Consider the following 22,868-nt stretch of genomic DNA (forward strand, 5'->3'; position numbering starts at 1 on the left):
GAAGCCGCAGCGACATGACAAGGAACCACCCATGGCCGAACCAGAAATCCTCAACCTGTACCGCGCCTACATCGACTGTCTCAATCGTCAGGACTGGCCTGCGCTGGGCCGTTTTGTCGATCAGAATGTGCATTACAACGGTGAGCGCATCGGGCTGTCCGGTTACCGGGAAATGCTGGAAAACGATTTTCGCGCCATCCCCGATCTGCAATTCGTCATCGACCTGCTGATGGCCGATCCGCCACGCATTGCCGCCCGGCTGTGCTTCGATTGCACACCGTTAGGGGAATTGTTCGGGTTTGCGGTCAATGGCCAGCGCGTCAGCTTCACCGAGAACGTCTTCTATGAATTCAGCGACGGGCGCATCCGCAACGTGTATTCGGTGATCGACAAAGCGACTGTCCAAGCGCAGCTGACTCACGCGTCGCAGAATGACCGCTAGCCCCTGCATACACGGACAGTTACGATAGCCATTGGCAATCATCGGTCGTCGTCGGCGCGCTTGGTTGCCCGGTCCAGAGCGAGTCGCTGCGTTCGTTGAAGCATTCAGGTGCCTGCATGTTTAAACCCACACTTGCCAGCTGGGCCGCTACCCGTCGCAGCCGCCAGTTGATCCTGCGCCTCCTTCCGGCAATCTGCGCGTTGCTGTTGCTGATTGGTCTGAGCGGTTACCTGTTGGTGCAGAACGCCCTGAATCAGGATCGCGACGTGCAGCAGCGCTCACGCACGTTCATTTCTCGCACGCTGGAACAAGTGCGCAATGAAGTGGGGCGCAATATCATCAACTACGCCAAGTGGGGCGAGGCGTATCGTCATCTGCACATGACTGTCGACAAGGTCTGGGCGGACGAGCAGCGCAATGTCGGCGCGGTGCCCTACGAACTCTACGGCTACAACGGCGTGCTGGTGATCGACGCGCAGAATCGGACCCGTTACGCGGTGATCGATGGCAAGCCGTCGATGATGCAGGCCAGTGACTGGCTCGACGGCGATCTGGACGCACTGATTGCCGATGTACGATTGTCCACCCATGAAAACGACGGGCTGGTGCGCGTGTTCAAGGTCGGCGGCGTGCCTGCGCTGTTGGCGGCCGCGACCATCAGCCCCGTGTCGGACCCGATGATCGAACCGGTTCCCGGCCCCATGTCGGTGATGATGTTCGTCTCGGTCCTTGACCCCGCCAAGTTGACCCATTTGAGTGAGACCTACGGCTTGCCGACCATCGCGGTTTCCCAGGGGCCGAAGGACGGTTACGATCAGATGCCGCTACTGGACTCTGACATTCAGCTGGCCTGGATGCCACCGAAACCAGGCATGGATCTGCTGCGCGAGACCTTGCCGCTGTTTATCTCCGGGGTGCTGGCGCTCGCTTTGGTGCTGGCGATGTTGGTGCGCTACGCGTTGACGTCAGCCCGCCAGATCGATGCCCAGTTCGAGGCGTTGCATAGCAGCCAGCTGGAATTGAGTGGCAGCGAGCAACGTTTTCGCCAGCTTTCACTGCATGATGCGTTGACGGGCCTGCCTAACCGTCTGCGCCTTTATCAGTTTCTCGCCGAGCATCTGGACCGGTCGGTCAGCTCGCCATTGACCTTGCTGAGCCTGGATCTGGACCGCTTCAAGCCGATCAACGATGCCTTGGGACATGCCATCGGTGACCGCGTACTGCAGGAGGTCGGCCGTCGCTTGAGCGCGCATGTTCGGCCGGGCGGGATGGTTGCGCGTCTGGGCGGCGATGAATTCATCGTGGTGCTGGCAGGGGAATTCGGGGAGGGTGATCCCGCCGAATTCTGCGCGATGCTGGTGGAGGACCTGTGTCGGCCGTTCGAGGTGGATGGGCAAACCGTGTTCATCGGCACCAGCATCGGTATCGCCCAGGCACCGACCCACGCGCAAACGGCTGGCGATCTGCTGCGCATGGGCGACATCGCGCTGTACCAGGCCAAGGCGGCCGGGCGCAATACCTGGTGTTTCTATGCCGACAGCATGAGGACCCAATTGCTGGCCCGTCGGCAGCTTGAGCAGGAGCTGCGTGAAGCGTTGCTCAGCGATCAGTTGCGCCTGCACTATCAGCCGCGTTATGCCACGGTCAGCGGCGCACTGCGCAGCTTCGAGGCGCTGGTGCGCTGGCAGCATCCGGAGCGCGGGCTGCTGCCGCCGGACACCTTCATCACCCTGGCCGAAGATACCGGGCTGATCCAGCCTTTGGGCCGTTGGGTGCTCGATACCGCGTGCCGGGAAGCCATGACCTGGCCGGACGGCATCGGCCTTTCGGTCAATCTGTCGCCCGGCCAGTTGGCGGAGAACGAAGACATCGTCGCCGTGGTTGCCGCAGCCCTGCAAGACAGCGGTCTGCCCGCCAGCCGTCTGGAACTGGAAATCACCGAGCGCGTGTTGCTGGACCACGCGCATGCGGCCCCGGCCACGCTCACCGCCTTGAGGGCGCTGGGTGTGCGATTGAGTTTGGATGATTTCGGCACCGGTTTTTCGTCGCTGGGGTATCTGCGCAAGTACCCGCTGGACGGCATCAAGATCGACCGCAGTTTCATCTCCCACATGACCGAGCGCGGCAACGATCAGGCCATCGTCGAGGCAATGATCGATCTGGGGCGTTCACTGGGCATGACCGTGACCGCCGAAGGCGTGGAAACCCTGGAACAACTGGAGTGCCTGCAACGCCATCCCTGTGATGAAGTTCAGGGGTTTCACTTCAGCAAAGCGCTCCCCGCGGATCAGTTGGGGCTGCTGTTTGCCAGGGCGGCACCGCGTTCGACCCCCTGAAAACGCGGGCCGGCATTCGGCGCACGCCGGACGATTGAAATGTGGTTGAGTCGCCCCAAGGTAACCGCATACCCTGAACCGCTCACCATCACCCCCCGGTCTGAACATAGCCCGCAGCCCGGTCTGCGGCCCTTCATGGTTCACCGTCAGTGACTCACTCTAGAGGTTTGTTTGATGACTAAAGCAGCGTACGTTCCTCCCAAGGTCTGGAAAAACGAAGCCGATTCCGGCGGCCAGTTCTCGAAGATCAACCGCCCCGTCGCAGGCCCGACCCATGAGAAAACGCTGCCGGTCGGCAAGCACCCGCTGCAACTCTATTCGCTGGCCACTCCCAACGGCGTGAAGGTCACCATCATGCTCGAAGAGCTGCTTGCGCTGGGCAAGACAGAGGCCGAGTACGATGCCTGGCTGATTCGCATCGGCGAGGGCGAGCAATTCTCCAGTGGCTTCGTCGAGATCAACCCCAACTCCAAGATTCCCGCGTTGCTCGATCGCAGCGTCGAACCGCCCGTGCGCGTGTTCGAGTCCGGTTCGATCCTGCTGTACCTTGCGGAAAAGTTCGGCGCCTTGCTGCCGACCGATCCGGCGGGGCGCACTGAGACCCTGAACTGGCTGTTCTGGCAGATGGGGGCGGCGCCGTACCTGGGTGGCGGCTTCGGGCACTTCTACGTGTATGCGCCGGAGAAGATCGAGTACGCCATCAACCGCTTCACCATGGAAGCCAAGCGGCAGCTGGATGTGCTGGACCGTCGCCTGGCCGAGAGTCCTTATCTGGGCGGCGAGGCGTACAGCATCGCCGACATCGCGGTGTGGTCGTGGTATGGCCAACTGGTACGCGGCACGGTGTATTCGGCGGCTGAATTCCTGGCTGCCCAGGAGTACACCCACGTGCAACGCTGGGCTGAAACCATCGCCAACCGGCCCGCGGTGGTACGCGGCCTGCGGGTCAACCGGACTTGGGGCGAAGAGAGTGAACAGGTGCCGGAACGGCATTCGGCGGCGGATCTGGACTGACGCTTGCGAGCAACCCAATGAGCTGTAGCAGTCCGGCCCGCCGGCGGTGACGGCGTGGAAAACGCCATCGCCGACAAGCCGGACTGCCGTCGTTTTCAGTAGGTCCAGGTCAGCGACGCGGTCAGGTTGCGCGGGGCGCCGTAGTTGGCACTCGTCGCGCTGTTATAAAGCGACATCAGGTATTTGCGATCGGTGACGTTGTTCAGGTTGAGCGACGTGCTCCAGTGCGGGTCGATGTCGTAGCTGGTCATCAGGTCCACCAGCGCATAGGCGTTTTGCCGGATGGCGCTGTTGGCATCGTTCTCGACCGGTCCCTGCCAGGTCACACGCGTGCCGACTTTCGCGTTCGGCATGCCCGGCAGGCGATAAGTCGCCATACCGCGCAAGCTGTGGGTCGGCACGTACTTGCGGGCCCGATCGCCGTTGTCATCGTCGATGCGCACATAGGTGTAGCCCGCGAGCAGGTCCAGACCCGGCAAGGCTTCACCTGAGGCCTGCAGTTCGATGCCGTGGCTCTTATAGTCCAGCGCGTCGTAAACGCTTCGGCCGCCGACAAAATCCACGTACTCGGAAACGTTTTCCTGCTTGGTCTTGAACGCGGCCGCCGTCAGGTTCAGACCACTGTCCAGGCTGCCCTTGATGCCGATTTCCTCGCTGGTGCCTTCCAGCGGATCGAGCATCCGGCCGTCCACGCCCACTTTGTATTGCGGGCTGTAGATCTGGGTCCAACTGCCATACACGCTCCACTGATCGTTGAGGTCGTACACCAGGCCGGTGTAAGGCGTGACCTTGCCGTGTTCGCGGGTATGGTGATCGACCCCGTAATCCAGCCCCTTGCCATCGGCGCTGAGCATCCGCGCGCCGACGATCCAGTGCAGGTCATCCATCAGGCTGAAGCGCGCACCGGCGTACAGGCTTTTCTGCGTATCGCTGAAATTCTGGTTATTGGTGTCGAAGGTGTAATCCAGCGATGGGCGCACCAGGGAGCCGGCCAATGCGCCGGAAAAACTGACGTTGTAATAGCCGTCGGCGTCGGCGTCGATGTCGTGCTCGTTGGCCTTCAAGTGCGTGCGGCCATAGTTGGCACCGATGGTCAGCTCGTGATCGCGGCCAAACAGGGTGAAGGGGCCGGACAGTTGCGCCTCGCCGATCAGCTGGTCGGTTTTGCTGGTGATGTGGGTGGCATAGGCGAGTGCGTCGTCGCCGGTGACGCTGTCGATGTAGAACATGTCCGTGTCCTGGTACTGGCGAATGCCGGTCACCGACAGCTTGCTGCTCCAGCCATTGCCGAAGTCGTGCTTGAGCTCGGCAAAGGTGCGTTGGGTATGCACGTTCCAGTAGGTCCACGGCTGGCCGACGTTGGCGCTGCGGCCGCTGTAATGGATAGGGTTGCCATCCGAATCGGACAGCGGCAAGTTGCCCCAGCTGCTGGCGTTGGAGTCGCTGTTGTGCTGGGAGAAACCGACGGTCAGGGTGTCGGCATCGGAGAGGTCGAAGTCCAGCAGGCCCGCGGCCACGTTGATCTCATGGCTGTAGCGGTCCAGGTAGGAATTGCCCTTGTCGTGGGCATAGATGAAACGCCCGCGCACATTGCCGCTGTCGGTCAGCGGGCCAGAGACGTCGACGTCCACTCGACGGTTGTCCCAGGATCCGACGCTGGTGCCGATTTTTGCCTGCCAATCCCTGGTCGGACGTTTGCGCACGAAGTTGACGGTGGCTGATGGATTGCCGGTGCCGCTCATCAAACCGTTGGCCCCGTGCAACACGTCGATCTGCTCGTACTCGGCCAGATCCTGGTCGCCCACCAGCAAGTCGCCGGTGAAGGGCATGCCCATGCCGTCGTATTCGAAGGTGTTGATGTCAAATCCGCGCGAGGTGAACTCGGTGCGATCGGTCTCGATCTGCTCGACCGTCACCGACGGCGCCGCGCGCAGGGCCTGTTTAACGCTGTTCATCCTGAAGTCGTCGATCTGGTCGCGCGTCACGGTGGTGACTGCCTGTGGCGTTTCCTTGTCCGACAGCCCCAGCCGCGTGGTGCTGGTAGCGGTTTTGCCCTGATAGCCCTGACTCTGATCGTCGGCTTGTGCGCCATTGCTCTGGATCTGTGTGGAGGGAAGGGTGATTTCATCAGCCGCATGGGCGACAGACAGAACGCTGCAAGTACCAGCGAGCAACAGACTGGCAGGGAGGCGGGCTTTCAAGGTTCGTTTCCTGGTCAATGAGCAAAAATGATTGTTAATGGAAATGCTAATGAGAAATATACACAATTGGTAACGAAGTTTTTACAGATTTTTTACATCTTGCAAAGCGGTCTTCACGAGGACGCGCACGTTCACGGCACAACGCGAGTACGAAAAGTCACTGAGGCCCGTGAGATGTTCGTAAGAGGGGTGATCGCGTCCTTATCCAAATCCAAGACCCTGGAAATTCCGACAGATTGCCTGGAGGCCGCACGGATATTGTCTAGGCTCGGATTTGATGGGTAATGAATACCCAGCAGTTCAGACAGGAGTTTCAATATGCGTAAGTTGATTTCGTCAGTTGCCGTCACCCTTTTACTCACCGGTTCGGCCATATCGCTGGCATTTGCCGAGGGTGAGGTAGGCGAGGGCGTACGGCACGACAATCGAGAGCTGGACAAGGGCGTCGAGCACGATGCCAGTGAAGTCGACAAGGGCGTCAAGCACGACGCCAGTGAAGTGGACAAAGGGCTCAAGCACGATGACGACGAGCGGCACAAGGCCGACAAGCATGTCGACAAGGAAGCCAAGAAACACCTCTGATACCCGCCAGGCAGGACCCCGACTGCAATCGACTCATAAGGAACGTGATATGCGATTTTTTACCCTCTGCCTATTGACCGCTCTCGCATTGAGCAACGCTGCCTTCGCCAAGGACGATCATCACGAATGTGAAGAGGCTCTGGGCAAACTCAAAGCCACCACGGATGCTGATTACACCGCCTCCGGGCATCACGAACATCAACAGGCCAAAGCCGCCCATGAATCCGGTGACTACAAGAAGTGCGCCGATCAGGCGAACAAGGCACTTACACATCTGAAGCAGAAGTGACCCATCAGATAATGGTGAACCCATGAAGAAGCTTACGTTGGCGATCCTGTTCGTGCTGTGTGCCGGATGCCAGTATTTCAGCTATCAGGACGATAACTGCACCAATGACCCGGATCAGCCCGCCTGTGATGGCAGCCATCCGGTCGAGGGCCACCGCAAGTAACCCCCCCATACCAAGGAGCGAACCAGCCCTGCTGTCAGCCAACGGCAAAACGTTAAAGCGTTGCCGTTGACTGATGGCGGCCAGCGGCCGGAAAGCGCAAGACTTCCGGCGTGAAACCCGGATAATGGCCGCCAATTCGTTTTTCGCTTCTGGTAATCCCTCCATGGAAATCAAGGTCAACTTTCTCGACAATCTACGACTTGAAGCCAAGTTCGACGACTTCACGGTGATCGCCGATCAGCCCATCCGCTACAAAGGCGATGGCTCGGCGCCGGGACCGTTCGATTACTTTCTGGCTTCGTCGGCCTTGTGTGCGGCCTACTTCGTGAAGCTGTACTGCCAGACGCGCAACATCCCCACTGACAACATTCGTCTTTCGCAAAACAACATCGTCGACCCGGAAAATCGCTACAACCAGATCTTCAAGATCCAGGTCGAATTGCCCGCCGATATCTGCGAAAAGGATCGCCTGGGCATCCTGCGTTCCATCGACCGTTGCACGGTGAAGAAGGTGGTGCAGGCCGGGCCTGAGTTCGTGATCGAGGAAGTCGAGAATCTGGACGCCGATGCTCAGGCCTTGCTGATGCCTGCGTCCACGGTCGAGGGGGCGAGCACCTACATCGCGGGCAAGGATCTGCCGCTGGAAGAGACCATCGCCAACATGTCGGGCGTTTTGGCGCGGCTGGGCATGAAGATCGAAATCGCCTCGTGGCGCAATATCGTGCCGAACGTGTGGTCGCTGCACATTCGCGACGCCCATTCGCCGATGTGCTTCACCAATGGCAAGGGCGCGACCAAGGAAGGCGCGCTGGCCTCGGCATTGGGCGAATTCATCGAGCGCCTGAACTGCAACTTCTTTTACAACGATCAGTTCTGGGGCGAAGACATCGCCAACGCCGAGTTCGTGCATTACCCCAACGAGCGCTGGTTCCAGCCCGGGGCCAACGACGCGCTGCCGAGCGAGATTCTCGACGAGTACTGCCTGAAGATTTACAACCGCGACGGCGAACTGCGTGGCTCGCACCTGTACGACACCAATTCCGGCAACACCCAGCGAGGTATCGTTTGTTTACCGTTCGTGCGTCAGTCGGACGGCGAGACGGTGTACTTCCCGTCCAACCTGATCGAAAACCTGTACCTGAGCAACGGTATGAGCGCGGGTAACACCCTGGCCGAAGCCCAAGTGCAATGCCTATCGGAAATCTTCGAGCGTGCGGTCAAACGCGAAATTCTCGAAGGCGAACTCGCTCTGCCGGATGTGCCGCAAGAGGTGATCGCCAAGTACCCCGGCATTCTCGCCGGCATTCAGGGGCTGGAAGAGCAGGGCTTCCCGGTACTGGTCAAGGATGCGTCGCTGGGCGGTGAATTCCCGGTGATGTGCGTCACCCTGATGAACCCGCGCACCGGCGGCGTGTTCGCATCCTTCGGCGCGCACCCAAGCTTCGAAGTGGCGCTTGAGCGCAGCCTTACCGAGCTGCTGCAAGGCCGCAGTTTCGAGGGCCTGAACGATTTGCCGCAGCCAACCTTCGAAGGCCACGCCGTCACCGAGCCGAACAACTTCGTCGAACACTTCATCGATTCAAGCGGTGTGGTGTCGTGGCGGTTCTTCAGTGCCAGGGCCGATTACGAATTCGTCGAGTGGGACTTCTCAAGCGAAGGCGCCTTCAGTGGAAAAGAAAGGGCCAATGCCGAAGAGGCTGCGGCGCTGTTCGGCATTCTCGAAGACATGGGCAAGGAAGCCTACATGGCCGTCTACGAAGACCTAGGCGCGACGGCCTGTCGCATTCTGGTCCCGGACTATTCGGAGATCTACCCGATCGAGGATCTGATTTGGGACAACACCAACAAAGCGCTGCTGTTCCGTGCCGATATTCTCAATCTGCATAACCTGAGCAAAGTCGGCCTGCGTACGCTGGCCCAGCGCCTGGAAGACAGCGAGCTGGATGACTACACAGACATCACCACGCTGATCGGCATCGAGTTCGACGACAACACCGCGTGGGGGCAGTTGACGATCCTGGAGCTGAAACTGCTGATCTATCTGGCCTTGCAGAAGTTCGAAAAGGCCAAGGATCTGGTGGAAGCGTTCCTGCAGTACAACGACAACACCGTCGAGCGCGGCCTGTTCTACCAGGCTGTGAACGTGGTGCTGGAAATGCAACTGGACGAAGATCTGCAACTGGCCGACTACGAAGTGAATTTTCGTCGGATGTTCGGCAACGAGCGCATGGACGCGGCGATCGGTTCGGTGGACGGCAGCGTGCGCTTCCACGGCCTGACGCCGACCAGCATGAAGCTGGAGGGGCTGGACCGGCACCTGCGTTTGATCGACAGCTACAAGAAGCTGCACACGGCACGTGCCCAGGCAGCGGGGTTGTCGCGATAACGGCTGACCCCACAGGTTTTCTGCAAGCACCGATGCTGTAGTGCGCGCTTGCGCTGGAATGAGTCGATCAGACCCTGCACGGATCGACTGTTCTGCCGGATCGCGGGCAATCGCGCCTCTGCAAAGCGCCGGCTGGAAACAGCCGGTTCAGAGGAGGCGAACGAATCGACGTTCGCTGCCGGTCGGGCTTTCGTCCGAGGTGGCGCGGGCGAACCCGCAGCGGTCGAGCACCTTCGCCGACCCGATATTCTCTTCGTACACATAGGCAATCAACTGCGTCAGCCCCCAGCGCTCGCGTGCCTGTTGAATGAGGTGCCTGAGGGCAAGCGTCGCCAATCCCCGTCCACCGGCGTCTCGAGCGACGCGATAGCCGACTTCCGCCGCTTGCGGCGGGGTGTGGATGTTCTTCAGGTTGGCTCTGCCCACGATCCTTGCGCTGGCATCTTCGATGATGAATGGGTGCCAGGTGCCCGCCGCCAAGCCGGACAGATAGTCTTCGATATGCTCGCTGACACCTTGCACGGAGTAGAACCCAGGATCCCGGGCTTCGATGTGGGATTCGAACCACTCGCGATTTTCGATCTCGAATGCCAGCAGCGCTTCGGCGTCGACCTCTGTCAGTTCACGAATGTGGAAGGATGGTTCTGGATGAGGCATCGGCATGGGCATGGGCACGGGTCCTTGTGATGGACCGCCGATGATGCCGCTTGCTGGCTTGCAGAGCAATCAAACCGCTGCAGCGCCCATTGGCCTCTGAGCACGTTTGAAGCGGTCACATGTATGTGCGGCAGTGGCAGGCCTCGACGGTCAACTGCCACTCATCCGTGACGCCTTTCAGCTTCTCAGATCGGTATTCTTGTCGCCGCAGGGGACTTTTTCTTTCTCGACGGGACGGAATTCGCCTTTCACTTCCAGCTCCCCAAAATGCTGGCCCAGCTTTTGTTCTATATCGCCAACGGCCGAGGTGTCATTCAGGTCTTTTACCACCAGCCACAGGCGCGGCAGGTTGTGAAAATAGGCTTCGTCGATCGTCACGTCCTGGGTCAGCTCCCGGTCCGCACGCCAGAGGCATTCGCGTTGCGTTCTCTCAGGATCCTGTGGCCATGTCTCGGAAGTGGTGAGCCAGATTTCATAGAAATCCTTCAGTTCATCTCTTCCCATTTTTTCCAGTTTTTCCAGCGGAACGAAAGTATTCACGGTGTCACCTGTCAAGCGAGTGGATTTCAAGGCGCGGTGTCTTGCCCACGCCTGGCCCCTGCTTCAGCACTGTCGCAGAGGCGTACCTCTATAGGGCCAGCAAGCGCCGGGGGAGTTCCATCAAAGGAGTGGTGTCATTTGCGACGGCAGCACGATACGGACCTCAAGCTTGCCGCGTTGCCGGTTTGTAAGGTTCAGGCTGCCGCCCCGTTCCAGCACAAGCGCCGGCGTGGCAGGCAGGTCATGCCCCAACTGCCCGTGGGCACCGACAACATCACTCAGGACCGAGTCGGTCAACGATGCGTAGCGACTGTCAGCCTTCGGTGACCGGATGATCGCGGCCGCCGACAAGCCCGACGGCTACAGGAGCGGCTCAGTCGCGGACCTACGGTTTAGCAGCTTCAAATAGCTCGAGCAGATCCCGGACTGTGCTTTCAAGGTACTTGCCTGCCCGGTAGTCCGGCTTGACCGCATCGCCGCCTGCGACAACCTCCTGCGGGCGTTCGACAAAGCGTCCGACTACCTCGAAGCGATCATCGAGTACCAGCACGAACGGGATCGAGATGCGATCCAGCCCTAGGCGCTCTTTCAGCTCGTTTTCGGCGCGCCCCTTGCTGATGATCGCTACATCGATGTTGGGCTGCCTGCGTTGTAGATCATCCAAAACCGTGACGTTGATCTGGCAATCCGGACACCACATCTCGCCCGCAACCAACAGATGGAAGCGACGTTCCATGGCTTTCAAGCGTTGTTGCGAAGAGGGACTGATGGCACTGGCGCTTGCCAGTTTTTGCTGGATGTCGCGAACGGCAGCGATTTGCGCAGGCAGGCCGTGGCTGACGAAGGATTCAAAATCCTCACCGTGGGTGAAGAGTTCCTGGTAGGAGGTCATGGCGGTTTCTCACGTATGAAATCCGATGCGGCATCCCGGCAGAAATACCGGGCAGGGCCAGCACTATCGATAAGTCTGTTTGTGCAGGGCGGTATTGGCCCGATCATAACTGCGCGACGGCATGAATGGTCGAACATCGTCGTTGCCTCAGACGTCTGCGACACGTACGCGGTTCATGACTGAGCCTTTCCGGCAGCCTCTGTGTGGTTGTCCCGAGACGTGCGCACATGATCGATCGACAACGCCGGGATCATGCGATCACCCATGCCCGAGAGGTCGGGTTAAGCCGATCTCGAGTGAGGCCATCGATGGTGTTATTTGCGCCCCTTCGGCTTCACCACCTTCAACCGTGCGATCGCCAGGTTGTGCAGGTACTGCCTCACCGCGTCGTGATGCTCTGCGCTGACGTGATAGCAGTCCAGCAAACCGAGTAGATACCCCTCGGCCATTGCATGGTAGCGAGAGACGCCTTCTTTGGTGTCGCTGGTTTGCAGCTTGGCAATCAGATCGTCGATGCGGGCGCGATTCTCATGGGAGAACCAGCCTTCCTGAGGCGGCGATCCGGTTTCATCCGATAGCGTTGCGTCACGACTCATTGGGACCTCCAGGCAGGGACCGGGCTGTCGCAAGATAGCATTTGAGCGTAACGGCAACATCAGAAAGACGGGTCGCCCAACCCCCGGTTGGGCGACCTTTTCACTCAGCCCTTGTGGTGGCTGACGGCGAGGCTGTAGACGTCTGGATCAAGGCCTTCGAAGCGGGCTTTCAATTGCAGAGCAAGGTACAGCGAGTAGTGCCGCGACTGATGCAGGTTGCCCCCGTGGAACCACAGGTTGTCCTGCTGCGTAGGCTTCCACATGTTGCGCAGTTCGCCCTCATACGGGCCTGGATCCTTGGTCGTGCCGGAGCCCAGGCCCCAGCAGCGACCGACCTTGTCGGCGACGTCCTGGGAAATCAGCTTCGCGGCCCAGCCGTTCATCGAGCCATAGCCGGTGGCGTAGACGATCAGATCGGCCGGCAGGCGGCTGCCATCGTTGAGGACCACGGCATCCGTCTCGATACGCTCGACGCCCAGTCCCGGCGCGCTCTTGAGCTTGATGGTGCCGTTGGCGATCAGCTCCGACGCGCCGACGTCGATGTAGTAGCCAGACCCACGACGCACGTATTTCATGAACAGGCCGGAATCGTCATCGCCGAAATCGAGCATGAAGCCAGCGTTTTCCAAACGCTGGTAAAAGTCTTTGTCCCGCTCCTTGATCGCCGCAAAGACCGGTTGATGAAAGCTCGGCATGACTTTGTAGGGGATCGAGGCGAACAGCATGTCGGCTTTGTCTGTAGTCAGTCCCGACGCCAGGGCATCTTCTGAATAGAGGCCGCCGAACACCAGATCCATCAGGCTGTCGGAGCGCACGATATGGGTGCTGGAACGCTGGACCATGGTCACCTCGGCGCCGTTCTCGACGAGGTCAGCGCAGATATCGTGAGCCGAGTTGTTGGCGCCGATAACCACTGCGCGCTTTCCGCGCCAGGCATCGCCACCGGGATGGCGACTGGAGTGGCGCTGCTGCCCGCGGAACGCTTCGGCCCCAGGGTAACTCGGCACATTGGCGACGCCGGACATACCGGTGGCAAGGATCAGCTGGGTAGGCTGCAACGTCAGTCGCTCGCCATCGCGCTGTACCTCGACTGTCCACTTGCCGGCCTGTTCGTCGAAGCTTGCGCTCACGCATTCGGTGCGCGGCCAGTAATTGAGCTCCATGACTTTGGTGTACATCTCAAGCCAGTCGCCAATCTGGTCTTTGGGCGTGAACACCGGCCAGTGATCGGGGAAGGGCAGGTACGGCATATGGTCGTACCAGACCGGGTCGTGCAGGCACAGTGACTTGTAGCGCCCGCGCCACTGATCGCCAGGGCGCTCGGCCTTGTCGACGATCAGGGTCGGCACGCCCAAGCGCTTGAGTCGCGCGGCGAGGCCCAGGCCGCCCTGGCCACCGCCGACGATCAGGCAGTAGGGTTGGGTGGTAATGCCCAGCGAGGCTTCTTCATCGCGACGACGCTCCAGCCAGTTGCGCTTGTCGGCGTGGCCGTGACCGTGATTGGCGCCCATCGGACGTCGGCGGCCAGTGGGTTCTTCATGGCCTTTGAGTTCGCGCATGGCGGTCAGCAGGGTCCAACACAGGCCGTCCTTCAGGCGCACATAGCCTTTGCCCCGAGCAACATCCGTTTCCAGGCTGACCCAGCCTTCGAGTACGCCGTCCGTCAGCGTCGCCTCACCCTCCAGCTTCCACTGCTCGGGACGCGTGAGGTCGAGGCGTGCTTCGAGCATGGCGCGGATGGCGGGCTTGCCTTCGACAGTCACCAGGTTCCAGCTGAAAAGCAGCAAGTCTCGCCAATAACATTCTTCGGCAAACAGTTCGAGCACGCCGTCCAGATCGCGCTGGACAAGGCGCTGGTTGAGATTTTCAACCCATGTCGAGAGCTGGGAAGTGGGTGTCTGGACTGGCGTTTCCATAGCGATGTTCATGAGGGTTTCTCCCGGTCTTGTTGTTTTTGTACCGCGTTGATCAGAGCAAGGGCCGGGCCACCTCCGGCAAAGCCCCGTTGCAGAGCCTCTGAAGCTGGCAGGAACCGGTAGCGATGGAGCGAATGCATGTCACGAATTCGAGATTGGGCAGGTGACACAGTGTCACTCGACGCAGCAGGCGCCTGCCTCTTTCCTGGTCTAAGCTGCGCACGGAACAGTCTCCTAATCGTCGCGGAGAACAATAACAATGACGCCCACGCTGCTCAGCGCTCACGCGCAACAAGTACTGCAAGCCGTGCAAGGCCCTCATGTCAGTGCCGGACCGACCGCGGATCTCGCCGTCACGCGCTCCTGGCGCCGTTGCCTGGATCAGCACCGGCTCGACCCCGCCAGCCACCGCGCGCCGGATGTGGTTGAACAGCCACGCTTGCAGGATCACCGTGCGCCGCTGGAGCACATCCTCGGCGTGGCCCACTGGCAGATGAACAGTCTGCATCAACAGATTGGCCGTGATGGCCACGTCGTGCTGCTCACCGATGCCCGCGGGGTGGCAATCGACAGCGTGTTTAACGACGCCGAACAAGCCGAATTCCAGCGCGCCGGGCTGTGGCTCGGTTCGGTATGGAGCGAGGAAAACGAGGGCACCAATGGTGTCGGGACCTGCCTGGTCGAGCAGCGTCAGGTGACCATTCGCCGTGATGAGCACTTCCGGGGCAAGCACGTGGGCCTGACCTGTTCGGCCAGCCCGATATTCGATTCGAAAGGGCAATTGCTTGCGGTGCTCAACCTCTCCTCGGTGCGGGAGGAGCACAGTCTTCAACAGCACTTTCAGGCCATGGCGCTGACCCACCTGTCCGCCAGGCTGATCGAAAGCTGTTTTTTCCTGGGCGATGACCCCCATCGTTATTTGTTGCGCTTGCATCCCCAGGCGGGGTTCGTGGGGTTGTTGGGTGAAGGTCTGCTCAGTTTCGATGAGAATGCGCGCATCTGTTCGGTCAATCAGGCGGCGCTGGATTTGCTGGGCCTGGGCCGCGAGCAACTGGTTGGGCGGGCACTTACGAAGGTGCTGGAAACACCCGTTGAACGCCTGATCAGTCAAGTCAGCGCGCAGCCGAGTGTCTGTTGGCCCGTGCGGCTGCTGGATGGACGCCTGTTCTACGGGCAGTTGCGCGAACCCTTACGCAAAGCGCCATCAATCACGCCCACGCCGTCCAGGATCAGCGACACGCGTGTGTGCCTTGAAGACCCTCGCCTGCAACGCGGCTTCGCTCGGGCGCTGCGTGTTCTGGAAGCCGACGTTCCGGTGTTTTTGCAGGGCGAAACGGGTACTGGCAAAGAAGCCTTCGCGACGGCGCTGCATCGCGCCAGCTCGCGGGCGAACCAACCGTTCGTGGCCATCAATTGCGCAGCCATTCCCGAATCACTGATTGAAAGCGAACTGTTCGGCTATCGGGGTGGCAGTTTCACCGGCGCACGCAAGGACGGCATGGTCGGCAAACTGGAACAGGCCCACGGCGGCATTCTGTTTCTCGATGAGATCGCCGACATGCCACTGGCTTTGCAGACTCGCTTGCTGCGCGTGTTGGAGGAACGCCAGGTGGTGCCCCTTGGCGGTGCACCGGAGCGTGCGCTGGATGTGCGCGTGATCAGTGCCAGTCACCAGGATCTACAGGCTTGCGTGGCCGAAGGTCGCTTGCGTGAAGATCTGTTTTACCGCATCGGTGGGTTCGCCGTGCAGCTCCCGCCATTGCGCGAGCGCTCTGACAAAGGCAGCGTACTCGACTTGCTGTTGCGCAATGAGGCAAAGAGCAAAAAGGTGCGGTTGCAGGCCGGGGTCAGGGAGCATTTGCTGGCGCACGCCTGGCCCGGCAATGTGCGACAGCTGCGCACCTGCCTGCGTACGCTGGTTGCATTGGCGTGGGAGGGGCTGATCACGCTGGAGGATGTGGCGGAGTTGCTGCCGCTGGAGCCTGTCACCGCGACCGATAACCCGCTCGGAATGTCCGAGCGGCATACGTTGCTCGACTTGATCGAGTCAGAACACTGGCATGTCGCCCGCGTGGCGGCCCGACTCGGCATCAGCCGCAACACGCTGTATCGCAAATTGCGCCATCACGGTATTTCACGACCCGGTTGAACAGAGCGAGACCTCGCCGAGTCTGTCTGCACGCGGTTGAGCCACAGCTCGACGCTGTCGATGTATCAACGTCGAAATCCGTATTGTCTGGAGGGCGAAGGCGTCTGCCCCGTCCTGATCAGAGCGCAATGTCAGTGTTGCTCTCATCAGCCTTACTGGCGGAGTAGCGCCCCGGCGGCATGCCGACGTGGCGGGTGAAGGCGACGCCGAAGGAGCTGACCGAGCTATAGCCCACGCGTTCTGCGATTTCGGTGATGGCCAGCTCTCGCTGACGCAGCATCTGCTTGGCCAGAGCCATGCGCCAGGTCAGCAGGTATTCCATGGGTGGCAGACCGACGGCGCGGCCGAACCCTTCGAAAAACGCCGAACGTGACATGCCCGCCGCGCTGGCCAACTGGGCGACACTCCACGAGGCGGCGGGTTGTTCGTGAATCCGGCGCAGGGCCAGCGACAACTTGGGGTCTGACAAGCCGCGCAACAGGCCTGGCGATGCCGGTGTGGAACCGGTCGAGCGCAATGCCTCGATCAGCAGCACTTCGAGCAGTCGCGCCAGGACGATCTCCCGGGCGGGGCGTTTGGTCCGGGACTCATCGCCGACCAGTTGCACCAGCGTCGCCAGCCTCCGCTCGCCGCGTACGTGAACCCATCGCGGCAACAGCGGCACCAGCAGCGCTGCGTCTGCCGAGCCGAACACGCAATGACCGACCAACATGCGCACATCCACTGCCGCCTCGGGATCGCCGACCCGTGCGCCACCGGGCATGGGCACGATCGAGGTGTTGGTCGCTTCGCCCTGGCGGGGCGGCTCACGGTCCAGGCTCGAGGTGGCGAAGGCCTGGGCGGCAGGGATCAGCACGAAGTCACCTTCGTTCAAGGTGATCGTATCGCTGTAGTTCGGGCCGTCGATGGTCAGCCGGCAGGAACCTTCAAGCACGACAAAGTAGAACGGCCGGCCGGTTTCAGCGCGCCGCACCGCCCAGGGCGCTGAAGCAACCACCAGTTTGGAAAAGGGCGCAGTCGGCTGAAGCAACCCCACGACCTCTGCCAATGGGTCGACCATGTCGGACTCTCTCGACAAAAAACAGGACGTTGGAGTGTAGTTCGTCTGGTGTCCGCGATCTATGGTGCAGCGGTCATTCATTTGCTGGAGTTTTTAGATGGCTAACACTTCCACTGTATTGATCACCGGATGCTCATCGGGCTTCGGGCTGGAAACGGCTCAGCTGTTCCTCGACAAAGGCTGGAACGTGATCGCGACCATGCGCACCCCCCGTGCAGAATTGCTGCCGCGTTCGGAAAATCTGCGCTTGCTGGCGCTCGACGTTTCCGATGCTCAGAGTATCAAGCGCTGCTTCGAAGCCGCAGGGCCTATCGACGCGCTGGTCAATAACGCTGGGGTCGGCTTGCTCGCGCCGCTGGAAGGCACGGCGCTGAGCGGGGCTCGTGAAGTCTTCGAAACCAATACCCTCGGCACCATCGCCACGACCCAGGCCGTATTGCCGCAGTTTCGCGAGCAGCGGGCGGGTGTGATTGTGAACGTGACGTCCACCGTGACCCTGAAACCCCTGCCGCTGCTGTCGGTCTACACCGCCAGCAAGGCCGCGGTGAACGCCTTCACCGAGTCGCTGGCTTTGGAGCTGGAACCGTTCAACGTGCGGGTGCGTCTGGTCCTGCCGGGGCGTGCGCCGGGCACCCGCTTTGGCGATAACGCACGCCGCCTGATGGGGGAGAGCATTCCTGACGCGTATGTGGAATTCAGGGAGCGAGTGTTCGAAGCGGTGCGTGATACCCATTCGCCGGTGACCCATGCGCTGGACGTCGCCGAAGCGGTATGGCAGGCCGTGACCGATCCTGCCGCGCCGATGCGCATTCCGGCGGGTGCCGACGCGGTGGCGCTCAGCGATGCGCTCGCACAGGCCTGAGGCAAATGGCACAGTTCCTGTGCGGCGCACCTTTCCGGGGAGAGCGCCCTGGCACGTGCGCTACCGCAATGACCCGGCCCACCAGTGGTTTCGCACTTGCTGGGGGAAACCGGGTCGCAGATCAGCGCATGAGCGCCGAGCGAATCAGGCGTTCTCGTTGCCCGGTCGGGTGAACGAATAGCGGTCGATGTCCCGACGCAGCTGCCAACCCTGGTTGATCCAGTAGCGGGCAGCGGCGTCATTGGTCTTGATCACGTCGAGATGGCACTTGCCGATGCCCAGCGCTTCAAGGCTGCCAAGGCAGCGCTGCACCAGCGTATTGGCGATGCCCTGGCGGCGGTATTCAGGCAGTACCAGCAAGTGCTGCAGGTAGCCGCGCCTGCCATCGTGGCCACACATCACGCAGCCGCACAGACCGTCGTCGGTCTCTGCAACGAAGCTCATGCCGGCGTTTCGCTCAAGGTATCGGGCAGTCGATTCGCGAGAGTCGGCATCGCGCAGGGAGATACCTGGCGTGTTGCTCATCAATGCGAGGACCGCATCGTAATCGTCCATTGTCATCACACGGATATTGATCATCGCTCGCCTGTCGTCAGTGGGATGCCGCAGATTAGCAGAGCGGATCGCAACGCGTGTGACCACCGCGCCAGAGCCTCGGAAGGATTAGCAGAGTGTCTATCACTTGGTAACGCTTGGCTATTCGACCTCCGGCGCAAGGCGACTACCAAAGGGCAGTACAAGGTTTCGGCCGAGAAGCTGCTGGTCGACAAGGCGCAACTGCTGACCCTCATCGCGCCGGAAATGACGGTGCTGCTCGGCAAACAGCGCCTCCCGAGCGGAGGCGTCGTGTAGGTGGACGTTCGACATTCCACGCGGGAATGCGCCTATGAAAATCGTGAATTTCCTTTAGTCCCTGAGTTCTCGTAGCGTGTGATCTCCCTGAATATGGAGATCACCCCGTGAACGATGCCCGCTTGCGCCTGTATGTCGACGCTCAATTCACCAGCCCCTACGCCATGTCCGCATTTGTGGTGCTTCGCGAGAAGGGCATCGAATTCGAACTGATCGCGGTGGATCTGGAGACGGGAGAAAACCGCACCTCGGACTATGCCAGTCTGTCCCTTACTCAACGGGTACCGACGCTGGTCCACGGTGATTTTTCCTTGTCCGAATCCTCGGCCATTACCGAGTATCTGGAGGACAGCTTTCCCGACGTCCCGGTCTATCCCAAAGGCGTGCGGCAACGCGCCAAAACGCGGCAGATTCAGGCCTGGCTGCGCAGCGATCTGGCGGCCGTGCGTCAAGAGCGTTCGACGCTGGTGGTGTTCTACGGCCAGAAAGCCCCGCCGTTGAACGCCGTTGCCGAGGTCGCGGTGCAGAAACTCATCGACGCCGCCCAGACGCTCCTTGCCGACGGCCGCGAGCATCTGTTCGGTCAATGGTCGATTGCCGATGTGGACCTTGCGCTGATGCTCAACCGCCTGATCCTCAACGGCGATACCGTGCCTGCGCTGTTGGCGCATTACGCCGAGCGTCAATGGCAGCGGCCGAGTGTTCAGGAGTGGGTGAATTTCCAGCGGCCGGAGCTGTAGCCGAACAACGGGAAAAGACGTTCTATCCTCATCTGATCCGCTTTTTTCTCCAATACCTGGCCCTGTATTGAAACAGTCATCCTCCCCACAATGATCGCCATTCCCAGTCCCGCTCCGAACTGTTCGAGTTCATGCCTGGGAGTGGTTTGCACCTGTATCGTTGACATTCTGAGGAGGCCCTTATGGCCCGGATGACGATTTTCCTGTTGGGGTTTCTGGCGTTGACCATCACCATCGGCATGTTGGCAACCATCCCTCCGAGCTAATGACGCCGAGTCCACCCGTTTCCCTCTCTTCAAATCTTCGCCACGCTGGCCCTGTGCTTGGGGGCGTTGATGGCACTGATTTTTAGCAATCAGTTTGACCCCGACGATATCCATCTGACGAATACAGATCTTCTTGAACTGTTACTGGACGAGTTGTCGATGCCTGACGGTCAGTCGAAGCTGAGCCCTTACTCTCCGGTGCTGGTCAATGTCTTGCGTCAGTATCTTGCGGCGTGTCTATCCCGGGAATCATCCGATATCGATATCCAGCCGTTTCAGGCGTGAGGCTAGCGTCGTTGGCTTCACCCCAAGCAGTTGCGCGGCACCTCCCTTGCCGAACAGCTTGCCTTTGGCGGCCTTGAGCGCAGCCTGCAGGTTGCTGCGCTCAAGCTCATGCATCTGCGCTTCGGTAAGGAAACCGTCCCCCGGCATCGTGGCATCGCGGGGGAGGTCGAGGGGTTTGGCTTCGTCCGGCAGGTCGAGGTTCAGATCAGCCCCGGTGGAGGTGATCAGGCCGCGTTCAATGACGTTTTGCAGTTCACGGATGTTGCCCGGCCAGGAGTAATTCTGCAGCCGTTCGATGTCGCTGTTGCGCAGGCGTCGGCCGGGCATGTTCAGGCGTTTGCCGACTTGCTTGAGAAAGTGCGCGGCCAGCGGCGCGATGTCCATCGGACGGTCGCGCAGGGCAGGGGACTGGATCGGGAAGACATTCAACCGAAAGTACAGGTCCTCACGAAAGTGTCTGGCTCCGACTTCCTGGCGCAGATCGCGATTGGTCGCGGCGATGATTCGCACATCGACCTTGCGCGTGCGCTCTTCACCCACTCGCTCGAATTGCCCCTCCTGCAATACCCGCAGCAGCTTGCTTTGCAGCTCCAGCGGGATTTCGCCGATCTCGTCGAGAAACAGCGTGCCGCCATCGGCCAGCTCGAAACGCCCGACACGGTCGCGGACGGCGCCGGTGAAAGCACCGCGAATGTGCCCGAAGAATTCACTCTCGAACAACTCGGTGGGAATCGCCGCGCAATTGACGCGGATCAGCGGATGCGCACTGCGGCGGCTGGCCTGATGAATGGCGCGGGCGATCAGCTCCTTACCGGTGCCGGATTCGCCATTGATCAACACGCTGGCATCGGTGGGCGCGACCACGTCGATCTGCTTGATGATTTTCAGAATCGGCGCGCTCTGACCAACGATCTCGCGGAAGTTGTGTTCGATGTGAATCTCTTCCTGCAAATACGCGTTCTGATCTTCCAGCCTTTGCTTGAGCAGCTTGAGTTCATCCAGCGCGGTTTGCAGCTGGGTTTCGGTGCTGCGCCGTTCGGTGATGTCGCGGAATACCACCACGGCGCCTGCGATGCGCCCGTCGGAGATCACCGGCGTGCTGGTGAACTCCACTGGAAAGCAGCTGCCATCGCGACGCCAGAACACTTCCTGCCGACCCTCATGCACCACACCATCATGCACCGCCTTGTAGATCGGGCAGTCCTCCACCGGGTAATGGCTGCCGTCTTCGTGGCTGTGGTGGTGAATACGGTGGATGTTCTTGCCGATCATGTCCTTGACTTCCCAGCCGAGCATCCGCGCGCCTGCCGGGTTGACGAAAGTCGCCAAACCTTCGCTGTCGATGGCGTAGATGCCGTCACCCACCGAGCTGAGCAGCAACTGATTGTCGCGCTCGGACTCCTGAAACAGGTTGAGGATGTTGCGCCACTCGATCAGCCCGCCGCGCATCGTGCGTTCGGTGTGCGCCTGATCCTGCTGATACTTCTGCTGGCTGGCTTCGCGCATGACCAGGATTAGCTGCGCACTGCCTTTGATCTGCAGGGTGGTGGCGGAAATCTCCAGCTCGATGCGCTCACCGGTCTTGATATTGCAGCTCAGGTCCGTGCTCCAGCCGCGTCCTTTGTCCATCACCGCCTGAGTGAAGACGATCAGGTCCGCCAGCTGATGACCGAACAGCTTACTCACCGGCAGAGCCAGCAACTCCTGGCGCGGATAGCCGAGTAGCGTGCAGGCAGCGATGTTGAGGTCGCCGAAGTGGTCGGAGAAGGGGTCGAGCAGGGCGATGGCTTCGGCGCAGTGTTCGAAGACCATGTGCCGCGATGAATAGGCGAGGTCGGCCCAGCCGATCAGTGAGTCAGTTTCGCTCATGATTACGAAATCTCGTGATGTAGCGCTACGAATATTCGTATTTCTACGGGAAAGCGTGATTTCCCGAAAGCATCAGAAAGTCGGCGAAAAACCGGATCAGTGCGAGAACTTGCGCAAATTCAATCGCTTAATGGTCCGCCGCTGATGCGTTTATTTTCTGGCACGCCGTTCGCTCTGGTCCTTGTGTTACCCCGGTGGTCGATCGAGACCACCGACAACACCTGAACGAACGGAGCGACGACATGCCAAGCGTAGATATCAACCACTATCAAGACGGCGACTTCCTGGTCAATTACGAAGAGAAGGTCTTCGAGGACGTCAAAGCCGAGCCGGGGGAAAAAGCCCTGCTGACCTTCCATACCATCGCGTTCGAAGGGTCCATCGGCCTGGTCAACATGCTTCAGGCCAAGCGCCTGCTGCGCAAGGGCTTCGAGACCAAGGTGCTGCTCTACGGCCCTGGTGTGCAGCTGGGTGTGCAGCGCGGCTTCCCGACCCTGGGCGCCGAAGCCTTTCCGGGGCATCTGGCGGTGAATAACCAGATCAAGGCATTCATGGCCGAAGGCGGTGAAGTGTATGCCTGCCGTTTTGCCCTGCAGGCCCTGTATGGCCAGACCGAAAAAGCCCTGATCGAAGGTATCCGCCCGATCAATCCGTTGGACGTGATGGACCTGCGTCTGCTGATGCGGCGTGAGGGCGCGATGATCATTGATACCTGGACGGCTTGATCGGATTGATCGTGCCCACGCTCTGCGTGGGCACGGTCAGCAACGA

At 60.4% G+C, this 22,868-nt stretch carries 22 protein-coding genes; 13 read left to right on the forward strand and 9 right to left on the reverse strand.

Annotated elements, in window-relative coordinates; translation table 11 throughout:
* Nucleotides 1-31 precede the first annotated feature (31 nt).
* The 3 genes from CE491_RS14975 to yghU all read left to right on the forward strand — a co-directional run bounded on the left by CE491_RS14975 (nt 32) and on the right by yghU (nt 3,792).
* Entirely contained in the window at nt 32-442 is a 411-nt protein-coding gene (locus CE491_RS14975) for an ester cyclase (RefSeq protein ID WP_110949104.1), read from the forward strand.
* 116 nt (nt 443-558) lie between these two features.
* On the forward strand, nt 559-2,778 hold the full coding sequence (locus CE491_RS14980) for a bifunctional diguanylate cyclase/phosphodiesterase (protein WP_110949105.1): 2,220 nt from the start codon (nt 559-561) through the stop codon (nt 2,776-2,778).
* A 174-nt stretch (nt 2,779-2,952) separates the two neighbouring features.
* Nucleotides 2,953-3,792, forward strand: a complete 840-nt coding sequence (gene yghU / locus CE491_RS14985; RefSeq protein WP_110949106.1) for a glutathione-dependent disulfide-bond oxidoreductase — start codon at nt 2,953-2,955, stop codon at nt 3,790-3,792.
* A 95-nt stretch (nt 3,793-3,887) separates the two neighbouring features.
* Here yghU and CE491_RS14990 read toward each other — a convergent pair whose 3' ends face one another.
* Complete coding sequence (locus tag CE491_RS14990) at nt 3,888-5,993, reverse strand: TonB-dependent siderophore receptor (protein ID WP_234407606.1); 2,106 nt, start codon at nt 5,991-5,993, stop codon at nt 3,888-3,890.
* Between the two features lie 318 nt (nt 5,994-6,311).
* Between CE491_RS14990 and CE491_RS15000 the strand changes: the two genes are divergently transcribed.
* From CE491_RS15000 to CE491_RS15015, 4 genes are all read left to right on the forward strand, one after another.
* Nucleotides 6,312-6,575: a hypothetical protein gene (locus CE491_RS15000; RefSeq protein WP_110949108.1), complete on the forward strand. Its 264-nt coding sequence runs from the start codon at nt 6,312-6,314 to the stop codon at nt 6,573-6,575.
* 49 nt (nt 6,576-6,624) lie between these two features.
* Nucleotides 6,625-6,864, forward strand: coding sequence for a hypothetical protein (locus tag CE491_RS15005; protein WP_110949109.1), 240 nt, complete (start codon nt 6,625-6,627; stop codon nt 6,862-6,864).
* 22 nt (nt 6,865-6,886) lie between these two features.
* Entirely contained in the window at nt 6,887-7,027 is a 141-nt protein-coding gene (locus CE491_RS30275) for a hypothetical protein (RefSeq protein ID WP_199885121.1), read from the forward strand.
* 163 nt (nt 7,028-7,190) lie between these two features.
* Nucleotides 7,191-9,413, forward strand: a complete 2,223-nt coding sequence (locus CE491_RS15015) for an OsmC domain/YcaO domain-containing protein (RefSeq protein ID WP_110949111.1) — start codon at nt 7,191-7,193, stop codon at nt 9,411-9,413.
* Between the two features lie 147 nt (nt 9,414-9,560).
* On the opposite strand, the gene CE491_RS15020 is transcribed toward CE491_RS15015, so the two are convergent.
* The 5 genes from CE491_RS15020 to CE491_RS15045 form a co-directional block, all read right to left on the reverse strand.
* Nucleotides 9,561-10,082 carry a GNAT family N-acetyltransferase gene (locus CE491_RS15020; RefSeq protein WP_234407607.1) on the reverse strand — a complete coding sequence of 174 codons (522 nt, stop codon included), beginning with the start codon at nt 10,080-10,082 and terminating at the stop codon, nt 9,561-9,563.
* Between the two features lie 165 nt (nt 10,083-10,247).
* Nucleotides 10,248-10,610, reverse strand: a complete 363-nt coding sequence (locus tag CE491_RS15025; protein ID WP_110949112.1) for a hypothetical protein — start codon at nt 10,608-10,610, stop codon at nt 10,248-10,250.
* Nucleotides 10,611-10,995: 385 nt separating this feature from the next.
* Nucleotides 10,996-11,502 (reverse strand): thioredoxin family protein, encoded by a 507-nt coding sequence (locus CE491_RS15035; RefSeq protein WP_110949114.1) that lies wholly within the window; start codon nt 11,500-11,502, stop codon nt 10,996-10,998.
* 314 nt (nt 11,503-11,816) lie between these two features.
* Nucleotides 11,817-12,098, reverse strand: coding sequence for a hypothetical protein (locus CE491_RS15040; protein ID WP_110949115.1), 282 nt, complete (start codon nt 12,096-12,098; stop codon nt 11,817-11,819).
* A gap of 104 nt (nt 12,099-12,202) precedes the next feature.
* Nucleotides 12,203-14,026 (reverse strand): NAD(P)/FAD-dependent oxidoreductase, encoded by a 1,824-nt coding sequence (locus tag CE491_RS15045; protein WP_110949116.1) that lies wholly within the window; start codon nt 14,024-14,026, stop codon nt 12,203-12,205.
* A 247-nt stretch (nt 14,027-14,273) separates the two neighbouring features.
* On the opposite strand from CE491_RS15045, the gene CE491_RS15050 reads away from it, so the two are divergent.
* Nucleotides 14,274-16,163 (forward strand): sigma-54-dependent Fis family transcriptional regulator, encoded by a 1,890-nt coding sequence (locus CE491_RS15050; protein WP_110949117.1) that lies wholly within the window; start codon nt 14,274-14,276, stop codon nt 16,161-16,163.
* 118 nt (nt 16,164-16,281) lie between these two features.
* Here CE491_RS15050 and CE491_RS15055 read toward each other — a convergent pair whose 3' ends face one another.
* Nucleotides 16,282-17,223 (reverse strand): AraC family transcriptional regulator, encoded by a 942-nt coding sequence (locus CE491_RS15055; protein ID WP_110949118.1) that lies wholly within the window; start codon nt 17,221-17,223, stop codon nt 16,282-16,284.
* 97 nt (nt 17,224-17,320) lie between these two features.
* On the opposite strand from CE491_RS15055, the gene CE491_RS15060 reads away from it, so the two are divergent.
* On the forward strand, nt 17,321-18,085 hold the full coding sequence (locus tag CE491_RS15060) for an SDR family oxidoreductase (protein WP_110949119.1): 765 nt from the start codon (nt 17,321-17,323) through the stop codon (nt 18,083-18,085).
* Between the two features lie 144 nt (nt 18,086-18,229).
* Here CE491_RS15060 and CE491_RS15065 read toward each other — a convergent pair whose 3' ends face one another.
* A complete protein-coding gene (locus CE491_RS15065) occupies nt 18,230-18,664 on the reverse strand; it encodes a GNAT family N-acetyltransferase (RefSeq protein WP_110949120.1) in 435 nt (144 codons plus the stop codon).
* Between the two features lie 21 nt (nt 18,665-18,685).
* On the opposite strand from CE491_RS15065, the gene CE491_RS15070 reads away from it, so the two are divergent.
* The 3 genes from CE491_RS15070 (at nt 18,686) to CE491_RS30280 (ending at nt 20,228) form a co-directional block, all read left to right on the forward strand.
* Nucleotides 18,686-18,937, forward strand: a complete 252-nt coding sequence (locus CE491_RS15070; protein WP_110949121.1) for a hypothetical protein — start codon at nt 18,686-18,688, stop codon at nt 18,935-18,937.
* Nucleotides 18,938-19,044: 107 nt separating this feature from the next.
* Nucleotides 19,045-19,677 (forward strand): glutathione transferase, encoded by a 633-nt coding sequence (gene yfcF, locus CE491_RS15075; protein WP_110949122.1) that lies wholly within the window; start codon nt 19,045-19,047, stop codon nt 19,675-19,677.
* A 335-nt stretch (nt 19,678-20,012) separates the two neighbouring features.
* Nucleotides 20,013-20,228: a hypothetical protein gene (locus CE491_RS30280; protein WP_199885122.1), complete on the forward strand. Its 216-nt coding sequence runs from the start codon at nt 20,013-20,015 to the stop codon at nt 20,226-20,228.
* Here the strand turns inward: CE491_RS30280 and CE491_RS15080 are convergent.
* Nucleotides 20,193-22,097 (reverse strand): sigma 54-interacting transcriptional regulator, encoded by a 1,905-nt coding sequence (locus CE491_RS15080; RefSeq protein ID WP_110949123.1) that lies wholly within the window; start codon nt 22,095-22,097, stop codon nt 20,193-20,195. The two genes, CE491_RS30280 and CE491_RS15080, sit on opposite strands and share 36 nt — an antisense overlap.
* Nucleotides 22,098-22,339: 242 nt before the next feature.
* Here CE491_RS15080 and CE491_RS15085 point away from each other — a divergent pair, with 242 nt between their 5' ends.
* On the forward strand, nt 22,340-22,822 hold the full coding sequence (locus CE491_RS15085; RefSeq protein ID WP_062387355.1) for an MSMEG_0572/Sll0783 family nitrogen starvation response protein: 483 nt from the start codon (nt 22,340-22,342) through the stop codon (nt 22,820-22,822).
* Nucleotides 22,823-22,868 lie beyond the last annotated feature (46 nt).

Source organism: Pseudomonas bohemica (assembly GCF_002934685.1).
GTDB lineage: Bacteria > Pseudomonadota > Gammaproteobacteria > Pseudomonadales > Pseudomonadaceae > Aquipseudomonas > Aquipseudomonas bohemica.

What these genes read in the sequence shown, in the direction of transcription:
- CE491_RS15015 (WP_110949111.1), top strand. Translation starts at nt 7,191, where the DNA reads ATGGAAATCAAGGTCAACTTTCTCGACAATCTACGACTTGAAGCCAAG.
- CE491_RS30275 (WP_199885121.1), top strand. Translation starts at nt 6,887, where the DNA reads ATGAAGAAGCTTACGTTGGCGATCCTGTTCGTGCTGTGTGCCGGATGC.
- CE491_RS15060 (WP_110949119.1), top strand. Translation starts at nt 17,321, where the DNA reads ATGGCTAACACTTCCACTGTATTGATCACCGGATGCTCATCGGGCTTC.
- CE491_RS15020 (WP_234407607.1), bottom strand. Translation starts at nt 10,082, where the DNA reads ATGCCCATGCCGATGCCTCATCCAGAACCATCCTTCCACATTCGTGAA.
- CE491_RS30280 (WP_199885122.1), top strand. Translation starts at nt 20,013, where the DNA reads ATGGCACTGATTTTTAGCAATCAGTTTGACCCCGACGATATCCATCTG.
- CE491_RS15065 (WP_110949120.1), bottom strand. Translation starts at nt 18,664, where the DNA reads ATGATCAATATCCGTGTGATGACAATGGACGATTACGATGCGGTCCTC.
- CE491_RS15055 (WP_110949118.1), bottom strand. Translation starts at nt 17,223, where the DNA reads ATGGTCGACCCATTGGCAGAGGTCGTGGGGTTGCTTCAGCCGACTGCG.
- CE491_RS15000 (WP_110949108.1), top strand. Translation starts at nt 6,312, where the DNA reads ATGCGTAAGTTGATTTCGTCAGTTGCCGTCACCCTTTTACTCACCGGT.
- CE491_RS15045 (WP_110949116.1), bottom strand. Translation starts at nt 14,026, where the DNA reads ATGAACATCGCTATGGAAACGCCAGTCCAGACACCCACTTCCCAGCTC.
- CE491_RS14980 (WP_110949105.1), top strand. Translation starts at nt 559, where the DNA reads ATGTTTAAACCCACACTTGCCAGCTGGGCCGCTACCCGTCGCAGCCGC.
- yghU (WP_110949106.1), top strand. Translation starts at nt 2,953, where the DNA reads ATGACTAAAGCAGCGTACGTTCCTCCCAAGGTCTGGAAAAACGAAGCC.
- CE491_RS15085 (WP_062387355.1), top strand. Translation starts at nt 22,340, where the DNA reads ATGCCAAGCGTAGATATCAACCACTATCAAGACGGCGACTTCCTGGTC.
- CE491_RS15005 (WP_110949109.1), top strand. Translation starts at nt 6,625, where the DNA reads ATGCGATTTTTTACCCTCTGCCTATTGACCGCTCTCGCATTGAGCAAC.
- CE491_RS15040 (WP_110949115.1), bottom strand. Translation starts at nt 12,098, where the DNA reads ATGAGTCGTGACGCAACGCTATCGGATGAAACCGGATCGCCGCCTCAG.
- CE491_RS15070 (WP_110949121.1), top strand. Translation starts at nt 18,686, where the DNA reads ATGCCGCAGATTAGCAGAGCGGATCGCAACGCGTGTGACCACCGCGCC.
- CE491_RS15080 (WP_110949123.1), bottom strand. Translation starts at nt 22,097, where the DNA reads ATGAGCGAAACTGACTCACTGATCGGCTGGGCCGACCTCGCCTATTCA.
- CE491_RS15035 (WP_110949114.1), bottom strand. Translation starts at nt 11,502, where the DNA reads ATGACCTCCTACCAGGAACTCTTCACCCACGGTGAGGATTTTGAATCC.
- CE491_RS14975 (WP_110949104.1), top strand. Translation starts at nt 32, where the DNA reads ATGGCCGAACCAGAAATCCTCAACCTGTACCGCGCCTACATCGACTGT.
- CE491_RS15050 (WP_110949117.1), top strand. Translation starts at nt 14,274, where the DNA reads ATGACGCCCACGCTGCTCAGCGCTCACGCGCAACAAGTACTGCAAGCC.